Origin of the sequence: Tenacibaculum sp. A30 (assembly GCF_051200845.1) — a bacterium.
Lineage (GTDB): Bacteria > Bacteroidota > Bacteroidia > Flavobacteriales > Flavobacteriaceae > Polaribacter.
On sequence record NZ_CP195160.1, the window covers coordinates 2,323,232 to 2,346,241 of the forward strand.

Consider the following 23,010-nt stretch of genomic DNA (forward strand, 5'->3'; position numbering starts at 1 on the left):
TTTGGTAGTAAGAAAACTATAGTATAAATTTACACCACACAAGGCAATATTTGTTATCTTCTTTCTTCTTTTAGAATGGCGCCAAAAATAAAAAAAGAGAAGGTTTTATATTGTTTAAAGCTTTCTCTTTTTTTATTGAGAAAGCTCTAAAAAGTATTTTAAAATTAATTATTAAACCCAAAAAAAGAAACTATGGGATCATTTAGAGCAAGTTTCGAATTCGCAGGAAAAGAATTCGACGTATTAGAAGCTGAGTACAGCTTAAACAGAAACACAGACACAAAAGGTAAGCCATCTTCAAGTGTAAACGGAGGAAGAGTTACTTTAACTATTGAATCTACATCAGATACTTCTGTTATCGAGGCAATGGTAAATAGCCAGTTTAAGTCTGTAGATGGAAAAATTGTTTTCAAGAAAACAGATGAAGATTCAAAAATGAAAGAAGTAGAATTTAAAAACGCTTACATCGTTTACTTCAAAGAAGAATTAGATGTAAACAACGAAATTCCAATGAAATTAACAGTTACTTTCTCAGCTGAAGAATTATTAATTGGTAACGCTAACTTAGATAACCGTTGGCCAGTAGCTTAATGAGAAGGACTAAATAACATTTAGTTTTATATAATTTATTTATTAAAGACCTTCTCTTTATTACAAAGGAAGGTCTTTTTTTGTTTAAAAAATAGCATTGAAAATTATTCTAACAAAGAAAAAATACCCCCATGCATAAGATAAAAGAAGAAGCATTAGATAAACAAATTACTATAGATGGTAATTTTGTAAAGAGCTATAAAACAATTACAATAAACCAATTCTTATACCAGCACCATACTTTTGAAGTCGTGGTAGACATAGAAACTGTAGAAGAAGCAGGAAGTTACACCTTGGAAAAATCAAAAGAATGGTTAGGAAAACAATTAACAACTAACGTTTCTGGTAAAGCATTTATAGGTGTTGTGTTAGATGTGTCAATGCGCCATAATGAAATAGGTTTACACGGTGAATTAATACTTAAAGGATTATCTCAAACAGTTTTACTAGAAAATGGAAAACAACAGAAATCTTGGCTAGAAAAAGATTTGGCAAGTATTATTTCAGAGATCATGGATACTACCGCTATAAAAAACAAGATTAATCCAGCATACACTTCAGTAATTCCTTACCAATGCCAATACGCAGAGAGCGATTATAAGTACCTACAAAGATTAGCATATCAGTATAATGAATGGTTTTATTTTGATGGAGTAGACGTTATTTTTGGAAAGCCAGAATCGCAAGGTCAAAAACCAATAGAGCTAGAATATAGTAAAGACTTAAAAGAGCTACAAATAAAAACGAAAACGTATAATCCTACTTTAGCAACTTATAGTTACGATTCATTAAATGATCAGTTTTTTGAAGGAGATTTAAAAGTAACTAACGAAGGATTAAACGATTTAGCAAATACAGCACTTAAAGCATCAGAACAAGTTTATAAAGAGGTAAAAGACTTTGGTGTAAGTGATGTGTTTTTACAAGACAAATCATCATTAGATGAGTATTTACAAAAACGATTACAAGGGTTAAGCGCAGGAGGTAATGTACTAAAAGCAAGTGGAGGAGCAAAAGGACTAAGTTTAGGGAGCGTAATTAAAGTAAGTGCAGCAAAGTATGACGAAGGAAAATATACTGTAAAACAGTATGGAGAATATATTATAACACAAATAAGCCACTTTGCAGATGTAGGAGGAGCATATTCTAATACTTTTGAGGCAATTCCAGCAAACACAAAAAGCTTACCATTAAACGAAAACATAGCACCAGCTGTTGCTAATAATCAAGTAGCGAAGGTAGTAAGTAATAAAGACCCAGAAAGTAAAGGACGTGTACAAGTTCAGTTTTACTGGCAAGAAGCTATTGGAGCAAAAACAGATTTTATTCGTGTAATGACCCCAGATGCAGGGAGCAGTGATCTTACTAAAACTAATAGAGGTTTTGTTTTTATTCCAGAAGTAGGAGACCAAGTAATGGTAGGTTTTGAGCATAATGACCCTAACCGTCCCTTTGTAATGGGAAGTATGTTTACAGGTAAAAATGGAGCAGGTGGAGATGAAGAAAATGTAAGAAAGAGTATTATTACGCGAGGTGGACACACTATTGAGTTAGATGACACAAAAGATAAAGAGAAAATAACCATAAAAGATAAAGACGGAAGTATCATAACCTTTGATACTAAAGAAAAATCATTGTTTGTTCAGTCTGCTGAAACTATGGAGTTTTCTGCAAAAAATGTAAAAATAATTGCTGAAGAAAATATCGAACTACAAGCAAAAGGAGAAATAAAAACAGCATCAGAAAAAGACACTTCAATCTTATCTCAAGGAGCAATTAAAGCTCAGGCAGATAAAGACGCTAGTATTACAAGTAGTGCAAATGTAGCCATTGAAGCAAGTAGTAAAGCTACCATTAAAGGGCAAAACACAACTATTGAAGGTCAAGCGGCAGCCGAGTTAAAAGGACAACAAACAAAAGTACAAGGGCAAATGACTGTTGTACAAGGAGCAAGCGGTAAGTTTGATATAATGTAATCTTTTTAAAAACTAAAATATATGCCAGGACCAGTAGCAACAGTAGGTAGTATGCATGCATGTCCTATGTGTAGTGGAACAACCCCTCATGTTGGAGGACCAATAGCACAAGGAGAAGCAAATGTATTAGCCAATGGTAAACCCGTAGCCACCATAGGTAGCATGTGTACCTGTGTAGGACCACCAGATACCATAGCACAAGGATTTCCTAATATTTTAATTAACGGAAAACCCGTAGCATGTTTGGGAGACCTAACAGCCCACGGAGGAACAATAACAGCAGGAGAAGCTAATATTATAGTAGGTAGTGCCGCACCAGTTCCTTCAGTTAATATGCCTGTAAACAAGATACCATTTCCAAAAATTAGTATTGTAGATAGGTTAGCTCACAATAGTAAAATAAAAGAAGCGGAAGAAAATCAAGAAAAATTAAAAGAAGAAGAGCAAGGAGAACCGCGAATTTATAATTTACAATGGCTAAAAGAAAAGAATATAATACGGAAGTCAAAAGTGTTAAAAGAAGTAACACTACGAGCTTATGTTTATAATATACCAGAAGGAGAAAGTATTACGTTTAAAGTAAAGAAACCTATTGAAACTACCGATGAAAATGGTAGTACAGCCACAAATGAAGAAGAAGTGGTAGAATTAACAGGAACAGTACAAGATAAAAAAGTAGAAGTTACTTGGGAGGTTGAAGATGTTTCAGAAGAAGGAGAGAGTACAAGTAATACACAAAAAAAGAACAATACAATAGTAAGTACGCAAGCAGAAAGTAATACAACACCATCCAATAATGTAGTAGCTACTCCTGCTTCAGGAGAAGAGAAGGAAGATCGTTTTGTCGAGGTAGAAACAGGAGAAGTAAAAAAAGGAAATTGGATTACAGAAGAAGGAAATACGGTTATTGTTAATAGAAATGGGCAAAGAGCTTATGATTGGGAGTATGCAGACAATCCTGATGAAGCTAAAATGAAGCAAAATGGAATGTCAGATTATGATATTTTCAATGTAAAGCTAACAAAATCTTATCCTGAAGCGTATCTAAAAGCAGAAATGAAAGTCACACTTTGGTTGTTTTCTGATATAGAAGATGGCTTTGGAGAAAATGGAGTACGATTAGCAAACCACTTTTTTTCAGGAGGAGGAAAAGATTTTGAATTTAATCAAAATTCAAACCCTTCAAAAGAAATACGTGATTCAAAAAGGTTTAAGTCTTTTTTGTCATCTTTAAAAAAGGAACTTAAAGAGAAATATAATAAAGATGGTGTTATAGATAATGATTCTACAAAGAATACATCTTATAAAATAAAAACTTCACTTCCTTACTATGGAGTATCATCATCATTAAACCCAAATATGAATGAAGCAGCAACATTTATTGGAGGTATTCAAGGTTGTTTGGCAAAATATAGAGTGTTAAAAAATGAAAAGACCAATGAAGTAAAAGTTGAAATAGATAGGGTGATATTTCTTGATACTTTTGGAGCAGGATGGGAAGATGGAGGAGCTAATGGTATGGCTAAGCAATGGGTGCCAGGTTTGGTGGCAATGTTCTGTTTACAACATTTTAAAAATGTAAATAATCCTGAAAAGTATAGACCTTTTACAGTGTTTGTAGATATTAAACCTTCGGAATCATGAATTTAATTTTTCTTTCTCTAGTTGTTATTGTTGTAATTTTCATTCTTTTTTTTATTAAAAAAAAGAAGTCAATAAAAATCGTACTGTCTCTTTTGTTACTTTCAACTGCTTTTTGGGTATATCTTTTAAGTGAGAGGGAAGTAAAAAATAAAAACTCAACTTTTGAAATAAAACATGTTACAATAAATGATTATTATGCAGATTATGTATTTAACTTTAAAGGCAACTCTGATCAAATAGAAAGCATATTTAATTATGTTTATGATGACATAAAAAATAGAAAACTAAAACAAAAAAAGAAAGTCCAAGAGAAGATTATATCGGGAAGTGCAATGGCGGATAAGTCAGCTAAAAATGTAGTTAATAAAGCTTCAGTAACTAAAGAAGAAATAGAATCAAGCTTTTTTGATTATGAGCTTTTAAGGCCTGTTGAAAATGCAAACCCCAATGATAGAGAGAACTTAATATTTAAGTTTATAATAGATAAGGAAAAAGGAGATATAGAAAGTATTATATCAAAATTTACGAATACGGAGATAAAAAAAGAGGAGTATAAAATTGAATCAGTAAATGATACTTTATCTAACATATATTTAGAAGATACATTATTAAATTATAATTCATTTTCTAAAAGCTTAGAGTTGGCAAAAAAGAACAAATCTCACTTTACTTCGAATATTTACAATTACGATGTTTTATGCAAAAACAAATTTATTTTCAGAATAAAATATTTTGAAAGAGGAAAACATCTTAAAGTACTTTTTAAAAACAAAAATTAAAAAATGGCTAACGATATTTTAGAAAAAAACCAACTAACAGAATATAATGAGGTAGTTGCTAGGTATTTTTTTGAATGTACAGGAGGTGGTGTTACGGAACCTGTAAAGAGTCCAGAAAAAGAAGCTTTAAAACCGGGTATTCGTTTACATTTTTTACGTTATGGTTTATTTGATAGGAATTCAGAAAACCAAACAGAAGAAGATGTAAATGCACCTAAATATAACGATCCGAGAATAACCAAAGGTGTTTTAATACAAGATGATAAAGCAGTATGTAAAAATGTAGCTACTTGTAATTCTAATACCCAGAATACAAATGCAGCAGAAAACAGTACGCTTGAGTTAGAAGAAGTAGAGGTGTTGTCACTAAAAGAATTGCCTCAAATTAATAATTTTTATGTAGCCCGAACTGCTCTAAATAAAGGATATATTTATCTAATTAACGATGAAGATCAAGACGATTACCACGAACTATATGTTGATGAAAGTGGACAGCTACAGCATATTATATGGGCATACAACAAAGATGAAAAAGGAAACTATAAAGATATTCGAAAACCATCTGGAGACAAGAATGAATATAAGTTAATAATAGAACCAGGAAAAAAATATTGGGTAGCATACTCTCCTGTACAATGGAGTAGAGATTATCATAATGAGCTGAATACGGATGCTAATAAGCGTAAAGAACGTATGAAGTTGATAGACTGTAGTGGTATAAAAAAAGGAGAAGAAGAAAAACATGAAAATGTTATACCATTTACAAACGTAAGAGCAACGTTTCCTGGTAATCATCCAAGGGCAGGTGCACTTGAAAAAATGCTAGATTCAATATTATCAGATGAAAAGAAGCAAGATGAAAAAGGAGATAATGAGGTTTTTGAAGATATGTTTGTTACGTTGCACGACCCTGTAGGTTGTGCAAATGATGTAGGAGTAGAGTTAGCTGATAAAATAGCAGATTTAGAAGCTTTAGTAGAGTCGTTAGGTACTGGTAAAGACCCTGTTGAAATAAAAAAAGATATTCTTGAAGGAAAACCAAAACAAGAAATAAAGAAAGGTTCAAGAGAGGAACAAATATCTACATTATTAGCAACAGCATTAACAACCTATCAATTAGTGTATAATGATAAAGAAATGATTACCGATTATGATGGAGGAGAAAGTGGTAGTGGACCAAAATTTACAGGCATAAACATTGGGGCAACTCCAATGATATATTGGGATGGCAATGGTATCTTGCAACAAAAATTAATAGACATACTAGCTGTAAAAGAACGTAAAAAAATACGTGAATCAATTGTGAGTTATCGACACGATTTTACAATTATTTTAGGTAGTGATTATTATACGCAATATTTTGAAGATTTTAATGAAAATGGTTTTATAGGACTGTTAGAAGGAAAGCATATTACTACATCTCATATGCGTTTATTAAGTATTGCTCCAGGGGGTATAGATCATTATCTAGACTTAAAAAAACATCGTGATAACTACAAAGGAGAACTGAAAAATAAAAACAAAGAAGCTAAAGAATTCTACATAAAATACGTAAAAGGGAGTAATAAAAAAGTACACGAAGTTTTAGAAAAAGAGTTAAATCTCGATTTTTTTGATGAAAATGAAAATGTTTTAAATAACAGTTTGTTAACTGATTTAGCTAACAAAGTAGCAGGACATGTTAGTAATGGTTTAGAAGCTTATGTAGGGCTTAGTAATGCAAAAAAAATAAACTTAAACCTTACTTTTGATAGACTCAAGGTGCTTACGCATAAAGGCAAACCAGTTTTTCAAACACGAACAAGAACTCTTGAGGCTTTATTAAAACAAAATGGAGCCACTTTAGATGAAAGTGTAAAGTTGGTAGACTTTAAAAAAGGACATCGAATAGCTAAAATATTAGACGTAGAAGAAATATATTTGGTAAATGAGTATAACCCCAAAGGAAAAAACACCTTAAATGTACCAGTAAAAATACCTGCAAAAAAAACAAAAGCTCAAGTGCAAGGAGCCCAACGGGTATTAAACAATATTCATTTTGCTAAAGGCTTATATTACTTGCAAATTTTAAATATATCTTCTGCAACTTATCAGGTGTATGAAAACAAAGGGTCTTATAAAAGTATAGCAAATTTGGTGGGTATTGGATCTGAGTTGACAGGAGCTTTCTTAAATCTGAAAAACGTTCAAGTATTAAGTAAAGGAATTGTTCCTGCAAATGAAATGATAACTAGAGCCTCTAATTTTTCTAGAGTAGGAGCAGGGTTTACAGCAGCTGTATGTTTTTGGGAAGCTATTGATGCTTTTAGTGACAACGATAACGATGCGGCTTTTATGTGGGTAGGCGCAGGAGCGTTGTTTACAACGGGTATCTTTGTGTTAGGACCCGCCGGTTGGGTCATTGGTGGGGTAGCCATAGGTTTGGTGTACTTAGCAAACTATTTTAAAGATACACCACTTGAGCGATATTTTAAGCATTATTGGTTAAGTGATAGGGTTGCTTTATCAAGAAATAATAATGAAGCTCCTTGGCAATATATCAACAGGGTGTATGAAAATCGCAGCACATTAATAAAGGATAGAGAAGAATATAAAGATTGGAAAGATTTACGTGTTTGTCATCAACAACTGTTAGATTTAATGGTGTGCAGTGCAATGTTTGTAAAAGAAATTAAATTAAGTTCAGAAAGGGCAATTAGTATAGGTGGAGAAGATGGTAGAGCTGGTGCTTCTTTTGCTACAAGCGATGTAAGTAAGGTAACCATACAAACAAGTTTTCGCCAATTTTTGTGGTTTAAAGACCAATTGCAGTATAAAGTTTTTTTGGTTAATACTAGAACAGGAAGTTATGAAGAAATAGCTGAAGAAGAATTAAGAGGAGAAGTTAATTTAGAAGAAGATAACAAAGGTAAAATAATAGCCACAAACACCACTATTAATATCCCTAACAGAGTTCACAGAAAAAGACATAACAATCAAACTACTATTTTTCAGTTGTTGTTTATTTGTAAGTTAACAATAGATGAAGAAACAAATAAGTATTACCCTCATACGTATGTGGGGGAGGAACGTTTTATGGGAATAAAAATAAAACTGTTTGAAAGCAAAGTTACAGGCACTAAAAATATGGATGGTTTGTTATTTAAACCGCAACCAACAGAATATAAAGGGTTTTATTATAAAAATGTAAAGGTGGATACGCTTAATAATTTATTAGTGTGGGCAAAAGATCTGATATTGAATATATAATTTATGGCAAAAATTAAAAAAAGGTACGGTAAATGGGGTGGATATTTAGAGAAGCTTATTTATGAAAAACCGAAACGAAAGGTAGAAAAAGAGAAAGTAAACGATCCTGATTATTATGTAAGAGTAGATAATCAGTTTTTTATAATGAATAATGGTCTTATTGGTAATATATATATATATACAGGATTGGCAGGGTATTTCTTTGTGTTATTTACTGTTGTAGTAAGGCTATTTTTCAATAAGAGTCTTAGTTTTATTTTCTTGTTTTTATTATTTTTGTTAGGTACTTTTTTTATAGTATATCATTATACTCGCCCCAAAAAAGAGCTAGTATTAAATCGTTTAGAAGGGCTTATAACTATACCAAACACATTATATTTTAAACCATATACAATGCCTTTTAAAGACGCTTTAGCAGCATGGTCAGTAAAAAATTCTGGTATCAACCCTACAGGTCCAAGTTTGTCTCTTCTTCACCCAAATGGGTTTACAAGTACAGATGTTATGGGACATGAAGTAATAGAAGATTGGAGTTTTATAGTTTGGTACATGGATAAAAATAGACCGTTACCACCAGGAAGTGCTTTTGATGAGTACAGACAAGCGGATTTTGAACGAAGAAAAGCAGCAGGTTTTCCTATGCCTTTATACCCAAGTAGTATACCAACACCCGAAGCTACGCCAGAACAACAAGCAGAACGTAAACGTATTGGAGGATGGTAAAATATTATAGAGTCCTATCATGAAAGAGAAATTTCAATACAAATAAAGCTCTGGTATTGAATATATAATTTATGGCAAAAATTAAAAAAAGATACGGTAAATGGGGTGGATATTTAGAGAAGCTTATTTATGAAAAACCGAAAAGAAAGGTAGAAAAAGAAAAGGTAAACGATCCTGATTATTACGTAAGAGTAGATAATCAGTTTTTTATAATGAATAATGGTCTTATTGGTAATGTATATATATATATATATATATATATATATACAGGATTGGCAGGGTATTTCTTTGTGTTATTTACTGTTGTAGTAAGGCTATTTTTCAATAAGAGTCTTAGTTTTATTTTCTTGTTTTTATTATTTTTGTTAGGTACTTTTTTTATAGCCTATCATTATACCCGTCCCAAAAAAGAGCTAGTATTAAATCGTTTAGGGGGGCTTATAACTATACCAAACACATTATATTTTAAACCATATACAATGCCTTTTAAAGACGCTTTAGCAGCATGGTCAGTAAAAAATTCTGGTATCAACCCTACAGGTCCAAGTTTGTCTCTTCTTCACCCAAATGGGTTTACAAGTATAGATGTTATGGGACATGAAGTAATAGAAGATTGGAGTTTTATAGTTTGGTACATGGATAAAAATAGACCGTTACCACCAGGAAGTGCTTTTGATGAGTACAGGAAATCCGATTATGAACGCAGAAAAGCTGAGGGATTTCCTAAGCCTTTGTACCCAAGTAAAATTTCTACACCAGAGGCTACAAAAGAACAACAAGCAGAACGTAAACGTATTGGTGGATGGTAAAATATTATAGAGTATTCCTACTATAAAATAAAAATTTAAATGCGAATAAAACCTTAGCATTAAATTTATGACAAAAATTAAAAAAAGGTACGGTAAATGGGGAGGTTATTTAGAGAAGCTTATTTACGAAAAACCGAAAAGAACAATAGAAAAAGAAAATGTAGTAACAGAAAAAGAGTACTATACAGAAGAATACCATAGTAAGGTACTAGTTAAAGATTATTACACAAGAGCAGATAACGAGTTTTTTATCATGCCTAGTGCTCCTGATAATATATATATGTATGCAGGGATAGCTCTTATGATTTTAATATCATTATTTATTTTACTTCGTGAGTTTAAAGGAGTAGCTCATAATATTCTTTTCTATATTTTTTTTTATTGCTTAGGAGCTTTTTCTATAGTTTATTATTATACTTGTCCCAAAAAAGAGCTAGTATTAAATCGTTTAGAGGGGCTTATAACTGTACCGAATACATTGTATTTTAAAGCATATACAATGCCTTTTCAAGACGCTTTAGCAGCATGGTCAGTGAAAAATTCAGGGGTACTTCCAACTTCACCTAGGTTATCTCTTTTTCACCCAAATGGATTTACAAGTAGAGATGTTATGGGATTTTATGTAATAGAAGATTGGAGTTTTATAGTTTGGTTTATGGATAAAAATAGACCGTTACCACCAGGAAGTGCTTTTGATGAGTACAGACAAGCGGATTTTGAACGAAGAAAAGAAGCAGGTTTTCCTATGCCTTTATACCCAAGTAGTATACCAACACCCGAAGCTACGCCAGAACAACAAGCAGAACGTAAACGTATTGGTGGATGGTAAAATATTATAGAGTAGTCCTACTATAAAATAAAAATTTAAATGCGAATAAAACCTTAGCATTAAATTTATGGCAAAAATTAAAAAAAGGTACGGTAAATGGGGTGGATATTTAGAGAAGCTTATTTATGAAAAACCGAAACGAAAGGTAGAAAAAGAGAAAGTAAACGATCCTGATTATTACGTAAGAGTAGATAATCAGTTTTTTATAATGAATAATGGTCTTATTGGTAATATATATATGTATACAGGGATGTGGATAAGTTTTTGTGCATTATTGTATCTTTTTGGAAGAACTGTTGTAAGTAAAGGAGTTAACTATTTAGGTTTTTTTCTTCTACTCTCTTTAGGCTTCTTTTTTATAGTATATCATTATACTCGCCCCAAAAAAGAGCTAGTATTAAATCGTTTAGAAGGGCTTATAACTATACCGAATACATTATATTTTAAACCATATACAATGCCTTTTCAAGACGCTTTAGCAGCATGGTCAGTAAAAAATTCTGGTATCAACCCTACAGGTCCAAGTTTGTCTCTTCTTCACCCAAATGGGTTTACAAGTACAGATGTTATGGGACATGAAGTAATAGAAGATTGGAGTTTTATAGTTTGGTACATGGATAAAAATAGACCGTTACCACCAGGAAGTGCTTTTGACGAGTACAGACAAGCGGATTTTGAACGAAGAAAAGCTGAGGGATTTCCTAAGCCTTTGTACCCAAGTAAAATTTCTACACCAGAGGCTACAAAAGAACAACAAGCAGAACGTAAACGTATAGGTGGATGGTAAAGAGATAAAATTAAGTAAGCTATGTTATGAGTTATTGTTTTACAAATAATTTTTAAAAGAGTAAAAGCCTAAGGTTATGAAATGTAAAGTTTTAAAAATTTGTACCTTTGCAAGGCATGAAGAAACATTTTTCTAAAATAACAGCTATAACCTTAGCACTAACAGTGTTGCTATCTACATTCTCTTTTAATGTAGAAAAACATTTTTGTGGTGATTTTTTAGTAGCTGTTTCTTATGTAGGAAGTGTAGCTAGCTGTGATGATGTAGAGGAGGACAGCTGCGAGAGTAAAACAATAGAACCATCGTGTTGTAAAGACGATGTAGAGCTTATAAAAGGGCAAACTCAAATTCAGAAATCGTCTGTAGAAAAAATAACCTTTATAAAGGTTGCTACAGCGGTTACTTCATATGTTTTTAACAGTCTGTTATTTCAAGACTTAGAAAAACAAATTATTCCACATAAACAGTATGTACCACCTAAGTTATTTTTTGATATACAGGTACTTCACGAAGTCTTTATCATATGATTTACAATTCTTACTAAAAAAATAAGAATTGTATAATATAGTATGATGAAATAAATAATGAAAAAAAACTTCATAATCAGTATTTTTTTACTGATTTCTCTATCACTTTTTGCTCAAAAAGAGTTAAAAGGAGTAATAAAAGATAATAATAATTTAGAAATATTTGGGGCGAATGTATATTGGTTAAACACAAATACAGGAACGACCACCAATGAAACAGGAACGTTTGTTATTCCGTATAAAAAGGAGTATAAAAAATTAATAATAAGTTTTGTTGGTTATAAGACAGATACAATAAATGTTAGCAGTACAAAACCAATCAATCACTATTTAACAGAAAGTAATACGTTAAATGAGGTTGCAGTTTCTGCAAAAAAAAGTTCAACACAAAGGTCGTATTTACAAACACAAAACTTGGTAACTATTAATAGTGATGAGTTGTTAAAAGCCGCTTGTTGTAATCTGTCAGAAAGTTTTGAAACCAATCCGTCAATAGATGTTAATTTTTCTGATGCGTTAACAGGTACAAAACAAATTCAAATGTTAGGATTAACAAGTCCATATTTGTTAATTACCCAAGAAAATATTCCGTCAATTAGAGGAGCTGCACAAGCATTCGGATTAACATTTACACCTGGGACTTGGGTTGAAAGTATTCAAATAACAAAAGGAGCAGGAAGTGTTGTAAATGGTTTCGAAAGTATTTCAGGTCAAATAAATACAGAGCTAGTAAAACCATCTACCAATCATAAGTTTTACCTTAATGCTTATGGAGCTTTGGGAGGTAGATTAGAGTTCAATACCCATTTCAATCAAAAAGTGAGCGAAAAGTGGCAAACAGGGTTGTATGTACATGGAAACTATAGAGGAGAAAAATTTGATAAAAACAAGGATAACTTTTTAGACAACCCATTAGCAGAACAAATTAATGTGATGAATCGTTGGCAATATACCGATGCCGAAAAAGGTTGGGTAAGTTTTATCAATTTTAGGTATTTAGACGATTCAAAACAAGTAGGAGAAGTTGGTTTTGACCCAGAAGTAGATAAAGGATCAAATACTGTTTGGGGAAGCGAAATTAAAACTAAACGTTTTGATACTTCTGTAAAAGTAGGTTATGTGTTTCCTGATATGCCATTTCAAAATATGGGCTTTCAAGCAGCATATAGTAACCACAAACAAGATTCGTATTTTGGATTGAGAGATTACAATATTCAGCATCAAAGCTTTTATAGCAGTTTTGTGTTTAGCTCTATTATTGGAGATACTCGTAATAAGTTTAAAACTGGTGCTAGCCTTACGTATGACAATTACGAAGAGTTTGTTAGTGAGCTGCTGTCCCCTAATTTTAATAGAAAAGAGAATTCTGTAGGAGCTTTTTTTGAATATGCTTATGACAATGCAGATAATCTTAGTGTTACAGCAGGCGTTCGATTAGACCATCATAACTTGTTAGGGACTTTTGTAACACCAAGATTGCACATGCGTTATGTTCCTTGGGAAAGAGGAGTATTAAGAGCTTCTGTAGGAAGAGGAAAACGAAGTGCAAATATTTTTGCAGAGAATCAACAATTTTTTGCTTCATCACGAGCAATTACTATTGAAAGTTCAGGTGGAAATATTTATGGCTTAGACCCAGAAGAAGCTTGGAATTACGGAGTATCGTTTTTACAAGGATATAAACTATTTGGTAGAAAAGGAGATGTAACATTCGATTTTTATCAAACAAATTTTTCAAATCAGGTGGTAGTCGATTGGGAGAATCCACAAGAAATTTCTTTTTATAATTTAGAAGGAAAGAGTATCGCAAATAGTTTCCAGATAGAAATGAACCAAAATATAATCCCTTATTTTAATACTCGATTCTCTTATAAGTTTTACGATGTTTCTACAGATTATAAATCAGGAAACTTAGCAAAAGCATTACAAGCTAAACATCGCTTCTTTGCCAATGTATCTTACGAAACTAAAACAGAAGAAAGCGATGCCAGTTGGAAGTTTGATATAACTTATAACTGGATAGGAGAGCAACGACTACCTAATACAAACAACCAGTTGCCAACATATTCAGATAGCTATAACTTATTAAACACGCAAATAACAAAAGTGTTTTCAAAAAAGTTTGAAATGTATGCTGGAGCTGAAAATATTACAAATTACAAACAAAAAAATCCTATACTGGGAAGTGATAATCCATTTGGTGCAAATTTTGATACTACTATTGTATATGCACCAGTTTTTGGAAGTAACTTCTATGCAGGGTTACGATTTAAAATAGATTAATTCAATAAATTAAAAATCAAGAACATATGAAAAATATATTTTTATTAGCAGTTGTTTTATTATTAAGCACATCAACATTTGCTCAGAAGAAGAATGCAAAAGTATCTTTTGAAGTAGACGGTGTTTGTATGATGTGTAAGCAGCGTATAGAAAAAGCAGCGTTAAAAACCAAAGGAGTGAAATTTGCAAAATGGGATGTGAATACTCACGAGTTAAGTTTAATTATTGATGAACGCAAAACAAGTACAGAAACAGTTAAAAAAACTATTGCTGGTGTAGGTCATGACACAAAAGAGTTTAAAGCAACAAAAGAAGCTTATGATAATTTACATGAGTGCTGTAAGTATCGTGATGAGGAAGTGCAAAAAGATCATAAAAAAACAAAGAAGTAATAAAAAAATCCCGAGTATTAACTCGGGATTTTTATGTTATAACATTTGCAAAGTGTTAATTTCTTGTTGCGTTAATTCACGCCATCTACCACGAGGTAAATTCTTTTTAGTTAAACCAGCAAAAATAACACGATCTAATTTTTTTACATGATATCCATAATGTTCAAAAATTTTACGAACAATACGGTTTCTACCAGAGTGAATTTCAATACCTACCTCAGTTTTCTTTTCACCCTCTACGTAAGAAACGGCATCAATAAAAACTTTTCTTCCCTCAATAATTACATCACCACGTAATTTTTCTAAATCAGCAATGGTTAATTTTTTATCTAAAGAAGCATGGTATAATTTACGAACGTTATGCTTAGGGTGCGTTAATTTTTTTGCCAACTCACCGTCGTTAGTAAATAATAATAAACCAGTAGTATTTCTATCTAATCTTCCAACAGGGTAAATTCGTTCTCTAGTGGCGTTTCCTACTAATTCCATTACAGTTTTACGACCACGGTCATCTTCCATAGTAGTAATGTAATTTTTAGGTTTGTTTAATAAAACGTAACGTTTCTGCTCCATAGAAATTAAAGTTCCATCAAAACGAACTTCATCAGTAGGCTGCACTTTGTAACCCATTTCCGTAACTAATTTCCCGTTTACAGAAACACTTCCGTGTTCAATATACGTATCTGCTTCTCTACGAGAACAAATTCCTGAATTAGAGATAAATTTGTTCAAGCGAATTCCTGTATCCTCAGTTTTTTTCTGAGTAGGTTTATTGCTTTTTGGTTTTCTGAAATCTTTTTTGAATTGATTTTTTCCTTGAGGATTGCTGTTACGTCCAGCTTGTCGTCCTCTCGACGAGTTTTTTGAATTCATAATTAAATTTTAAAAGTTTGCAAATTTACGGTAATTATTTGGTTTTTAATCTAAAACCTCAACTACTTTATCTACAATTAAAGATTTATCGATAAATAACAAGCTAAAGACTCCTATTAATAACAAGACCTTTAAAATGTTGTGAGCTAATCTATATTGATTGTTTTTTGTTGATTCCCATGTGTAAAAACCAACAAATATTAAGGTAATGGCAGCTAAATAAAAATAATATTTCATGTATTCTATAGCAGGGTAGTTAAATAAAACTCCAATAGGTACTAAAGTTAATACCATTAATAAAATAATTAGCTTTTTAGTATTTCGTTCTCCATATTTAACAGGGAAAGTGTTGTAGTTATTAGCTATAGCTCCTTTAATATTTTCTAAATCCTTCATAAGTTCTCGAATCATGATGACTAGAAAAAGAAAGATTGCGTGTATGAAAATTACTTTTGAAAAATTTTTGTAGTGTACAAAAATTACAAAAAAAGGAAGTATGGTTAATACTGTGGCTGTTATTAATCCTATTAGTGGATGTTTTTTTAGTTTATGAGAGTAAAACCAAATGCCAAATATATATACAGAGAAAAAGAATGCTGCTCGCCATGAAACTAACCATCCGAAGAAAAAACCAATAAAATTTAGTGTAAAATATAACGTTAGTTTTGTTTCTTGCTTTACATAAGAATCTAAGCCTGTTTTTATAGGTCTGTTAATAATATCAGCTTTTTTATCGTAAAAATTATTGATGATATATCCGGAAGCAACTACACAAACGGTAGCAATAACTAAATAAAGTAAATGCCAATCAAAAACTACAGGTTTAACTGATTTTGCATCAGAGAAAATAAAAATAGCAGCCAAATATTGGGCTGCTATTAATACTAGAATGTTATAACCTCTTATGACAGATAAAAGGCTAAATATTTTTAAGAAAAATGTATTGTTTTTAAATGTACTCATAGTAGCATTTTAAAAGCGATACACTAATTCTAATTTATAATCTTTTAAACTGTTTTTTGCTTTTTCGTAATCTTCAGTAAATCCTAAGATGTAACCTCCACCACCAGAACCACAAAGCTTTAAATAGTAATCGTTGGTTTGTATACCTTTTTCCCATACTTTATGAAAAGCAGTAGGAATCATAGGTTTAAAGTTAGCTAAAACTACTTTTGATAGTTTTTTCACGTTACCAAATAACGATTTTACGTTTCCTTGTAAAAAGTCTTCAATACAAGCATCTGTATGTGTTGCGAACTCTTCGCTAATCATTTTTCTGAAACCTTCGTTTTTCATCTTGTTCATAAAGATGTTTACCATTGGTTCAGTCTCCCCAATTTGCTCAGAATCTAATAAGAAAACAGCTCCTTTTCCTTCTTTTTGAGAAGGGATTCCTGCTGGTTCAATATGTTCTTTTGAATTGATTAAGATAGGTAAACTTAAATAAGAGTTTAAAGGATCTAACCCAGAGCTTTTTCCATGGAAAAAAGACTCCATCAATGAAAAAATTTGTTTTAAAGTTAAAAGCTTGTCTCTCGTTAGGTTTTCTAAAATTGTAATTTTATCATTAGCGTACTTATCGTAAATAGAAGCTACTAAAGCGCCAGAACTTCCAACTCCGTACCCTTGAGGTATTGAAGAATCGAAATACATTCCGTTATCAATATCACTTTTCAAAGAATCTAAATCAAAAGATACTAATTCAGAATTTAAGTTAGTCAAATAATTATAAAACTTCGCTAAGCTTTGATTTGACTTCTCAGCTTCTCCAGTTAAGTTTTTTGCAGATTTTAACGCTCCTTTATAAGAACTAAAAGGTATTGCTAATCCTTTAGAGTCTTTGATAATTCCATACTCTCCAAAGAGTAATATTTTTGCGTAAAATAAGGGTCCTTTCATAGGTGTTTTAATTACGGTGCAAACATACAAGTAAAACTACTAGTTTACAAACTAGTACACGTTTTTGTAAAAAGTTTTCCAAACGCCCACTTTTTCGTTATCGCGGTATTTACCTTTTGTTTCTATTTTACCATTCTTATAAAAAGTTTTCCATATACCTTCTCTTTCACCTTCTTCATACTTTCCTTCCTCTTTTAACTCACCAGATTCATAGTATACCTTTCGAATTCCGTGAAGTTTTCCGTTTTTGTAATTGGCTCTATGAAAAGGTTTGCCATTGGTATGGTAATATAGTACCAAACCATCAAATTCTTCTTGGTTAGGAGTTTTCACAGTACTAAAACCCTCCATTTGTACTTGACCATTTTTGTAGTAATCTACAATCCAAAAGCCGTCATTCATTCTTTTAGGAGCAGGTCTATAAAACTCATGCTCTCCTTTAGTTGTTTCTTGCCAGTTTTTATCAAACCAAATAGTATCTTGTGCATTGACTGAATTGGTTATAAAACCAATAAAAAAGGCAATTATTAATGTTGAAGTTTTCATAATAGTAGGGAATTTAGGTTAAAATAGGTCTCGCGCCAAAACCCACACTATCACAAATATAATGATTTTTTTGGCAGTATGCAGCTAAATTATTCTTAATAAATACTTCAATCTCAGTCTTTTCCGAATTAGGGTATAATACGTGTACATTTGCCCCTGCATCTAAGGTAAAGCAAACATTGCTATCATTTTCTTGTCTGTATTCCCATATTTTATTGATGATTTCTAACGTGTTCGGTTTCATTAAAATGAAATATGGACTACTTGTTAACATCATTGCATGTAATGTTAAAGCTTCGCTTTCAACAAGGTCAATAAATGCTTTAATATCTCCATTTTGAAGGATTTTTGAAAGTTTTTCTAAGTTTTCATTGGCCTGATTAAAACGATTTTCAGCATACGGATGATTATGCATTAAATTGTGACCAACAGTACTTGAAACTTGCTTTTCACCTTTATCAACTAATAAAATAGTATCCTGGTAGTCTTCAAAAATAGGATGAACTTTATAAGGGAATTTTGTGCCGAATAAATCTGAACTTCCTTTAATCTCAGGATGATTTCCCCAAACGACTAATGGCCCTTCAATACTTCTACTAGCACTTCCTGATCCTAAACGAGCTAAAAAAGAAGCTTTTTTATTAATATATTCATCAGTTAAATTTGGATTTAATTCTTTTTCCAAATTCATTAAACACATAGCAATAGCACTCATTCCACTTGCAGAAGAAGCAATACCACTACTGTGTGGAAATGAATTTTCAGAAGAAATAACCATGTTATACTCTAAAATATAGGTACAGTATTTTTGTATTCTTTCAAAGAATTTGGCTATTTTAGGTTTAAAATCATCTTTCTTTTTTCCTTCAAAGTACAATTCAAATTCTACTTGGTTTTTTGGTAATGTCTTTGTGAATTCAATTTTTGTAGTTGTATGGCAATTATTCAATGTAAAGCTTATTGAGGCATTTTTAGGAATTTGAGGTTCGCTTTTTCCCCAGTATTTTACCAAAGCAATATTACTAGGTGTCTGCCATGTAACGGTTAAGTTATCTACTTTTTTATCTTGAGAAAGAAATAAGAAATCTGATGTATTCAACGTGTAAAAAATTTGCTGTAAAGATAGAACTTCGCTTACACTTGTGCTAATTTTTGTAAAACGCTTTCTTTATAGCTTCTGCTTATTGAGATTGCTTTTTTAGTAACTTCAATATATTCGTTAGTATATGAGGAAATTTTAGAAACTGAAACAATGTAAGAACGATGTACTCTTATAAAACAATCACTTGGTAATATGGCTTCAAAATTACTAATGGTTTCTCTAGTAACTATAGTATTTCGTCTCAAGTTTTAGCGCCAGCATTTGGATTGTTGAGGGCTATTCGATATTATCTTGTTGTGGAAAAGAGATAGCTAATCTAGATTTTTGATTAGTTAATCCTTTTAATACCTATTTCTAACATAGAAATGGGTATTTTTGTTGTATGAGAAAAATTAAACTGATTTGGGACTTTAAAGGTCCTGATGGATTGGAAACAGCAAAACATCACTGTATACATTTAAAAGAATTTACGCAGATAGATGGTTTACCGTATCATGAAGTAAATTTTGTATCTTTAAACGAAATGCATACCATCGCTTTTATGGTGGTTGATGAGGAATATATGAAAACCTTTAGAGATGCATTAAAGCCTCACAGAGGAGAATTAGCATAATATAACACAAAAAAATAGATCTATGTTTTTAATTAATGCCTTAGCAAAACCAAAAAAATCTTCTGAACATTACGATGAAGTTATAGGAGCATACGTAAGTCTGTATATCGACTATAAAGATATTGAAGGAGCTATGCGATTAGCAAAGTTTTATATCAAAAATGAAGATTGGAAAGTAGTAGAAATAGAGGACGAATATTTTACGTTAGATTCTGTAGATGATGTAGAAGATAATGAGCAAAAAGAATTGTATGAAGAAGCTGTAGAGTATGGATACTCTATTATTTTTAATTGCTACGAAGAAGAAGGAGAAGACGAAGATTAAAAAAAGCATGTCATTTCGAACGGAGTGAGAAATCTCAATCATTTTCGTTCGAAATGATTTTTTTATTCAGCAATTGCATTAGCGCAAATAAAACCACCTGTCCACGCATTTTGAAAGTTGAAGCCACCAGTAACGGCATCAATATTTAACACTTCACCTACAAAAAACAAGTTTTTATGCTTTTTGCTTTCAAAACGTTTAAAGTTGATTTCTTTTAAATCGATACCGCCAGCTGTCACAAACTCTTCTTTAAAAGTAGTACGTCCATTTGCATTGAATAAACCTTTGGTTAGCTCGTCTGCTAAGTTTTGAAGTTGCTTATTGCTCAAATCAGCCCAATTCTGATTGTTTCTTATTTCTGAAGCTATTACCAAACGTTCCCACAATCGGCGAGGAATATCACTAAAAGGAGATTTTAAACTAACTTGTTTTTTAGCTTGTGATTTTTTTAACTCTTGTAATGTTGAAAAAACTGAATCGGTATCTTGTCCTAACCAATTTACCAGTACGTTATATTGATAGTTCTTATCAGCTAAGATCCTTGCTCCAAAAGCAGATAATTTTAAAATAGCAGGACCACTCAAGCCCCAATGGGTAATTAGTAACGGACCAGAATTTTCCAAATTAGTTCCAACAAGTGTAACTTCTGCATTTGGAACTGATATTCCGCCTAAATCAATAATTCGTTTGTCTTTTATGTTGAAAGTAAATAAAGAAGGAACAGGTTCAATAATCGTATGGTCTAGCGTTTTACATAAATCCCAAACTTTTTTACTACTTCCTGCGGCAACCACTACGAAATCAGCTTCAAAATCTTGATTTTTTGTGTTGATAATCCATTTCTCATTTTGTTGATAAATAGAATTCACACCATGGTTTTTTAACACCGTAATTCCTAGGTTATCAACAGCATCTTGAAAACAATCTATAATAGCTTGTGAGGTGTTTGCTTCTGGAAATACTCGATTGTCTTCTTCAATTTTTAAAGGAACTCCGCGATTTTCAAACCATTCAAAAGTATCACCCGTCATGAATTGATGAAATGGCCCTAGTAATTCTTTTTCTCCTCTTGGGTAGAATTTTGTTAGTTCTTTAGGTTCAAAACAAGCATGTGTAACATTACAACGACCTCCACCAGAAATTTTTACTTTTTGTAAAACCTCTTTTCCTTTCTCAAGAATAGTAATGTCTAATTCAGGATTAAGTTCTTTTGCATTAATTGCTGTAAAATAACCTGCAGCTCCACCACCTATAATAACTACTTTTTTCATTGAAAATTAAATCCTTTGATTAGTCCATCTATTACTTTGTCTTCAATAGTAAAAACAGGGGTATAGATAATTTCATTGTTTCTTAAATTCTCGATACTTTCAAATAGTATATGTTCTTTTTTTAATTGAGGAAAAGAAATCTTTGAACTTTTAGTTATCGTAAGGTCTAAAATATAATCTTCAATTTGCACCCAACAATGACCGTCCCAAATTTCATTTAAAACTTTTTTGGAGTAATCAAAAGGAATATTTGAAGTACAGTTGAATAATCTTTTTCCTTGATAATTAAAATGACCAGCAATCATTTTTGCTGGGATGTTATGATTATCTGTAATAACTGCTTTGATTAATGCAGAAATATTAGCGCAGTTAAAAGCAATATTTTTAGTATTCTGAATAATAAAACTGCTGTATTCAATAATAGTTTCATAATCCTTTTTATTTAACTGATATCTCATAAAATCATTTCTTTATAGGTGAGGATAGTATTGAATCCTTTTTGTTTAAAATAACTTATTGTGTCTTCGTTTCCAGTAGCTAAAATAAAATCTCCACCCCAAGCACCTAAACTTTTTACTTCACCAAAATAGTCAGAAAATAATCTTTGTTTTACAGTGTCTTGTTTTATAATTGAACGAATGATTTGCTCATGCTCAATAATGATTTTTTCTAAATCTTTAGAAGTGCCAGCTTTTAAAAATTCTTGAGTTAAATTGTCAATTTCAGGAATTAAGATTTTAGCTTCTTCTTTGTGTTTTTTATAATGCGCAATTCCTTCTCTACTATTTTGTTTTTGATTCAAATGCACAAAAAATAATTCTTCAGAAAAATGTGGATTGAAATTTACTTCTTCAATATGAGGTTGTTGACTTCGACTACGCTCAGTCATCATTAATCTATATAGAATCGGAGTGTTATGTTTTGCACAAGCGATATCGTAACCACTTCCAGAAAAAGCGTTCCAAAGTAAGGTGAACGGATTTATATTAGCCCAAGTAGCAATATTATTAATTAAAGTTGAAGAACTTCCTAATCCCCAGTTTTGAGGAAATGTTAGGTTTGTCTTTATAATATATCCATGATTAGTGTTTAAAAAATCAGGATTTAATTTTTTTGCTTCTTGTAAAATGTCAAGTAAAGTTTCAGCTATAAATTCAGCACTACCTTCTTTATCTGAATTGAAGGTTGCTGAGGTTAGCCTCAGTTTTGGTAAATCGAAAGAAGCTTCAAACCAACATTCTCCTGTATGGGTAAAACTTCCCCAAATAAGTTGTGGTTCTTTAATTGGTTCAACAATTAAATCTTGTCCAAACTTGGTAGGAACAGCTAATGATGTTGCGCCATCCAAAACAACATATTCTCCAGTCAGTAATAATTTTCCGTTAGAGTAGCTTCGACTACGCTCAGCTACCGATTGGGTTGTGTCTTTTTTCATATTTAAACTAAACCTTTTCTTTTTTTGAATTTCATAATGACTTTCGTTTTTACATTCAGAAAGCTTAGGTAAAATTTCGTAGTTTTTATCAATTAGAGCTATTTTCTTAGTTCTTGACCAACCTTGAATTTGTTTTTCTCTGTAAAAAGCTTGATGGATTTGTTGAAACTCTTCGACATAAACTAAGTTAACAGGTAATCTCTTTTGAGTATGACGAGCGCCTTCACCATTTTGGTGTTCGGTAAGTCTTTTTTCTAGGTTTATTGTACTACCAGTATAGAAACTTCCATCAGAACATTCTAGTATGTAAACAAAACCTTTAGGCATTTAATAATTTTAATGTTAACTGGTGACTGA

The 23,010-nt window shown here is 31.6% G+C and carries 23 protein-coding genes; 14 read left to right on the top strand and 9 right to left on the bottom strand.

The features are described from left to right. Window positions 1-192: 192 nt before the first annotated feature. From tssD to ACR9ES_RS11270, 12 genes are all read left to right on the top strand, one after another. Window positions 193-591 carry a type VI secretion system tube protein TssD gene (gene tssD / locus ACR9ES_RS11215; protein ID WP_073184365.1) on the top strand — a complete coding sequence of 133 codons (399 nt, stop codon included), beginning with the start codon at window positions 193-195 and terminating at the stop codon, window positions 589-591. Between the two features lie 131 nt (window positions 592-722). Continuing rightward, window positions 723-2,567, top strand: coding sequence for a type VI secretion system Vgr family protein (locus ACR9ES_RS11220; RefSeq protein ID WP_159495468.1), 1,845 nt, complete (start codon window positions 723-725; stop codon window positions 2,565-2,567). A gap of 21 nt (window positions 2,568-2,588) precedes the next feature. Next, entirely contained in the window at window positions 2,589-4,211 is a 1,623-nt protein-coding gene (locus ACR9ES_RS11225) for a PAAR domain-containing protein (RefSeq protein WP_435254267.1), read from the top strand. Further along, window positions 4,208-4,990, top strand: a complete 783-nt coding sequence (locus ACR9ES_RS11230) for a hypothetical protein (RefSeq protein WP_047790823.1) — start codon at window positions 4,208-4,210, stop codon at window positions 4,988-4,990. Before ACR9ES_RS11225 ends, ACR9ES_RS11230 begins: the two co-directional genes overlap by 4 nt. A gap of 3 nt (window positions 4,991-4,993) precedes the next feature. Beyond that, window positions 4,994-8,239, top strand: a complete 3,246-nt coding sequence (locus ACR9ES_RS11235; protein ID WP_435254268.1) for a toxin VasX — start codon at window positions 4,994-4,996, stop codon at window positions 8,237-8,239. A 3-nt stretch (window positions 8,240-8,242) separates the two neighbouring features. After that, window positions 8,243-8,962, top strand: coding sequence for a hypothetical protein (locus ACR9ES_RS11240; RefSeq protein ID WP_435254269.1), 720 nt, complete (start codon window positions 8,243-8,245; stop codon window positions 8,960-8,962). Window positions 8,963-9,033: 71 nt separating this feature from the next. Next, the gene (locus ACR9ES_RS11245; protein ID WP_435254270.1) at window positions 9,034-9,771 is read left to right on the top strand and encodes a hypothetical protein; all 738 of its coding nucleotides are present in this window, start codon (window positions 9,034-9,036) and stop codon (window positions 9,769-9,771) included. Window positions 9,772-9,838: 67 nt separating this feature from the next. Further along, window positions 9,839-10,600, top strand: coding sequence for a hypothetical protein (locus ACR9ES_RS11250; RefSeq protein WP_435254271.1), 762 nt, complete (start codon window positions 9,839-9,841; stop codon window positions 10,598-10,600). Between the two features lie 67 nt (window positions 10,601-10,667). Beyond that, a complete protein-coding gene (locus tag ACR9ES_RS11255; RefSeq protein ID WP_435254272.1) occupies window positions 10,668-11,387 on the top strand; it encodes a hypothetical protein in 720 nt (239 codons plus the stop codon). Between the two features lie 116 nt (window positions 11,388-11,503). Beyond that, the gene (locus ACR9ES_RS11260; RefSeq protein WP_435254273.1) at window positions 11,504-11,914 is read left to right on the top strand and encodes an HYC_CC_PP family protein; all 411 of its coding nucleotides are present in this window, start codon (window positions 11,504-11,506) and stop codon (window positions 11,912-11,914) included. A gap of 57 nt (window positions 11,915-11,971) precedes the next feature. Next, a complete protein-coding gene (locus ACR9ES_RS11265) occupies window positions 11,972-14,197 on the top strand; it encodes a TonB-dependent receptor (RefSeq protein WP_435254274.1) in 2,226 nt (741 codons plus the stop codon). 26 nt (window positions 14,198-14,223) lie between these two features. Next, window positions 14,224-14,589: a heavy-metal-associated domain-containing protein gene (locus ACR9ES_RS11270; RefSeq protein WP_159615612.1), complete on the top strand. Its 366-nt coding sequence runs from the start codon at window positions 14,224-14,226 to the stop codon at window positions 14,587-14,589. A gap of 36 nt (window positions 14,590-14,625) precedes the next feature. Here the strand turns inward: ACR9ES_RS11270 and ACR9ES_RS11275 are convergent, their stop codons facing one another. From ACR9ES_RS11275 to ACR9ES_RS11300, 6 genes are read right to left on the bottom strand one after another with little or no spacing between them, the layout of a single operon-like run. After that, window positions 14,626-15,462, bottom strand: coding sequence for a pseudouridine synthase (locus ACR9ES_RS11275; RefSeq protein ID WP_047790553.1), 837 nt, complete (start codon window positions 15,460-15,462; stop codon window positions 14,626-14,628). Window positions 15,463-15,507: 45 nt separating this feature from the next. Continuing rightward, a complete protein-coding gene (locus ACR9ES_RS11280) occupies window positions 15,508-16,425 on the bottom strand; it encodes a geranylgeranylglycerol-phosphate geranylgeranyltransferase (RefSeq protein ID WP_047790552.1) in 918 nt (305 codons plus the stop codon). Window positions 16,426-16,434: 9 nt separating this feature from the next. After that, the gene (locus ACR9ES_RS11285; protein ID WP_435254275.1) at window positions 16,435-17,361 is read right to left on the bottom strand and encodes a mevalonate kinase family protein; all 927 of its coding nucleotides are present in this window, start codon (window positions 17,359-17,361) and stop codon (window positions 16,435-16,437) included. Between the two features lie 51 nt (window positions 17,362-17,412). Then, a complete protein-coding gene (locus ACR9ES_RS11290; protein ID WP_159494825.1) occupies window positions 17,413-17,907 on the bottom strand; it encodes a toxin-antitoxin system YwqK family antitoxin in 495 nt (164 codons plus the stop codon). A 13-nt stretch (window positions 17,908-17,920) separates the two neighbouring features. Then, the gene (gene mvaD, locus ACR9ES_RS11295) at window positions 17,921-19,006 is read right to left on the bottom strand and encodes a diphosphomevalonate decarboxylase (protein WP_159494826.1); all 1,086 of its coding nucleotides are present in this window, start codon (window positions 19,004-19,006) and stop codon (window positions 17,921-17,923) included. Window positions 19,007-19,041: 35 nt separating this feature from the next. Beyond that, the gene (locus tag ACR9ES_RS11300) at window positions 19,042-19,254 is read right to left on the bottom strand and encodes a LytTR family DNA-binding domain-containing protein (protein ID WP_082118685.1); all 213 of its coding nucleotides are present in this window, start codon (window positions 19,252-19,254) and stop codon (window positions 19,042-19,044) included. 137 nt (window positions 19,255-19,391) lie between these two features. Here ACR9ES_RS11300 and ACR9ES_RS11305 point away from each other — a divergent pair, with 137 nt between their 5' ends. Both ACR9ES_RS11305 and ACR9ES_RS11310 read left to right on the top strand, forming a co-directional pair. Next, entirely contained in the window at window positions 19,392-19,622 is a 231-nt protein-coding gene (locus ACR9ES_RS11305; RefSeq protein ID WP_435254276.1) for a hypothetical protein, read from the top strand. Between the two features lie 22 nt (window positions 19,623-19,644). Beyond that, complete coding sequence (locus ACR9ES_RS11310; RefSeq protein ID WP_125066776.1) at window positions 19,645-19,947, top strand: hypothetical protein; 303 nt, start codon at window positions 19,645-19,647, stop codon at window positions 19,945-19,947. Between the two features lie 62 nt (window positions 19,948-20,009). Here the strand turns inward: ACR9ES_RS11310 and ACR9ES_RS11315 are convergent, their stop codons facing one another. From ACR9ES_RS11315 to ACR9ES_RS11325, 3 genes are read right to left on the bottom strand one after another with little or no spacing between them, the layout of a single operon-like run. Then, a complete protein-coding gene (locus ACR9ES_RS11315) occupies window positions 20,010-21,218 on the bottom strand; it encodes an NAD(P)/FAD-dependent oxidoreductase (RefSeq protein WP_435254277.1) in 1,209 nt (402 codons plus the stop codon). Then, window positions 21,215-21,676: a hypothetical protein gene (locus ACR9ES_RS11320; protein WP_435254278.1), complete on the bottom strand. Its 462-nt coding sequence runs from the start codon at window positions 21,674-21,676 to the stop codon at window positions 21,215-21,217. Before ACR9ES_RS11320 ends, ACR9ES_RS11315 begins: the two co-directional genes overlap by 4 nt. Continuing rightward, entirely contained in the window at window positions 21,673-22,980 is a 1,308-nt protein-coding gene (locus tag ACR9ES_RS11325; protein ID WP_435254279.1) for a GYDIA family GHMP kinase, read from the bottom strand. Before ACR9ES_RS11325 ends, ACR9ES_RS11320 begins: the two co-directional genes overlap by 4 nt. Window positions 22,981-23,010: the final 30 nt, after the last annotated feature.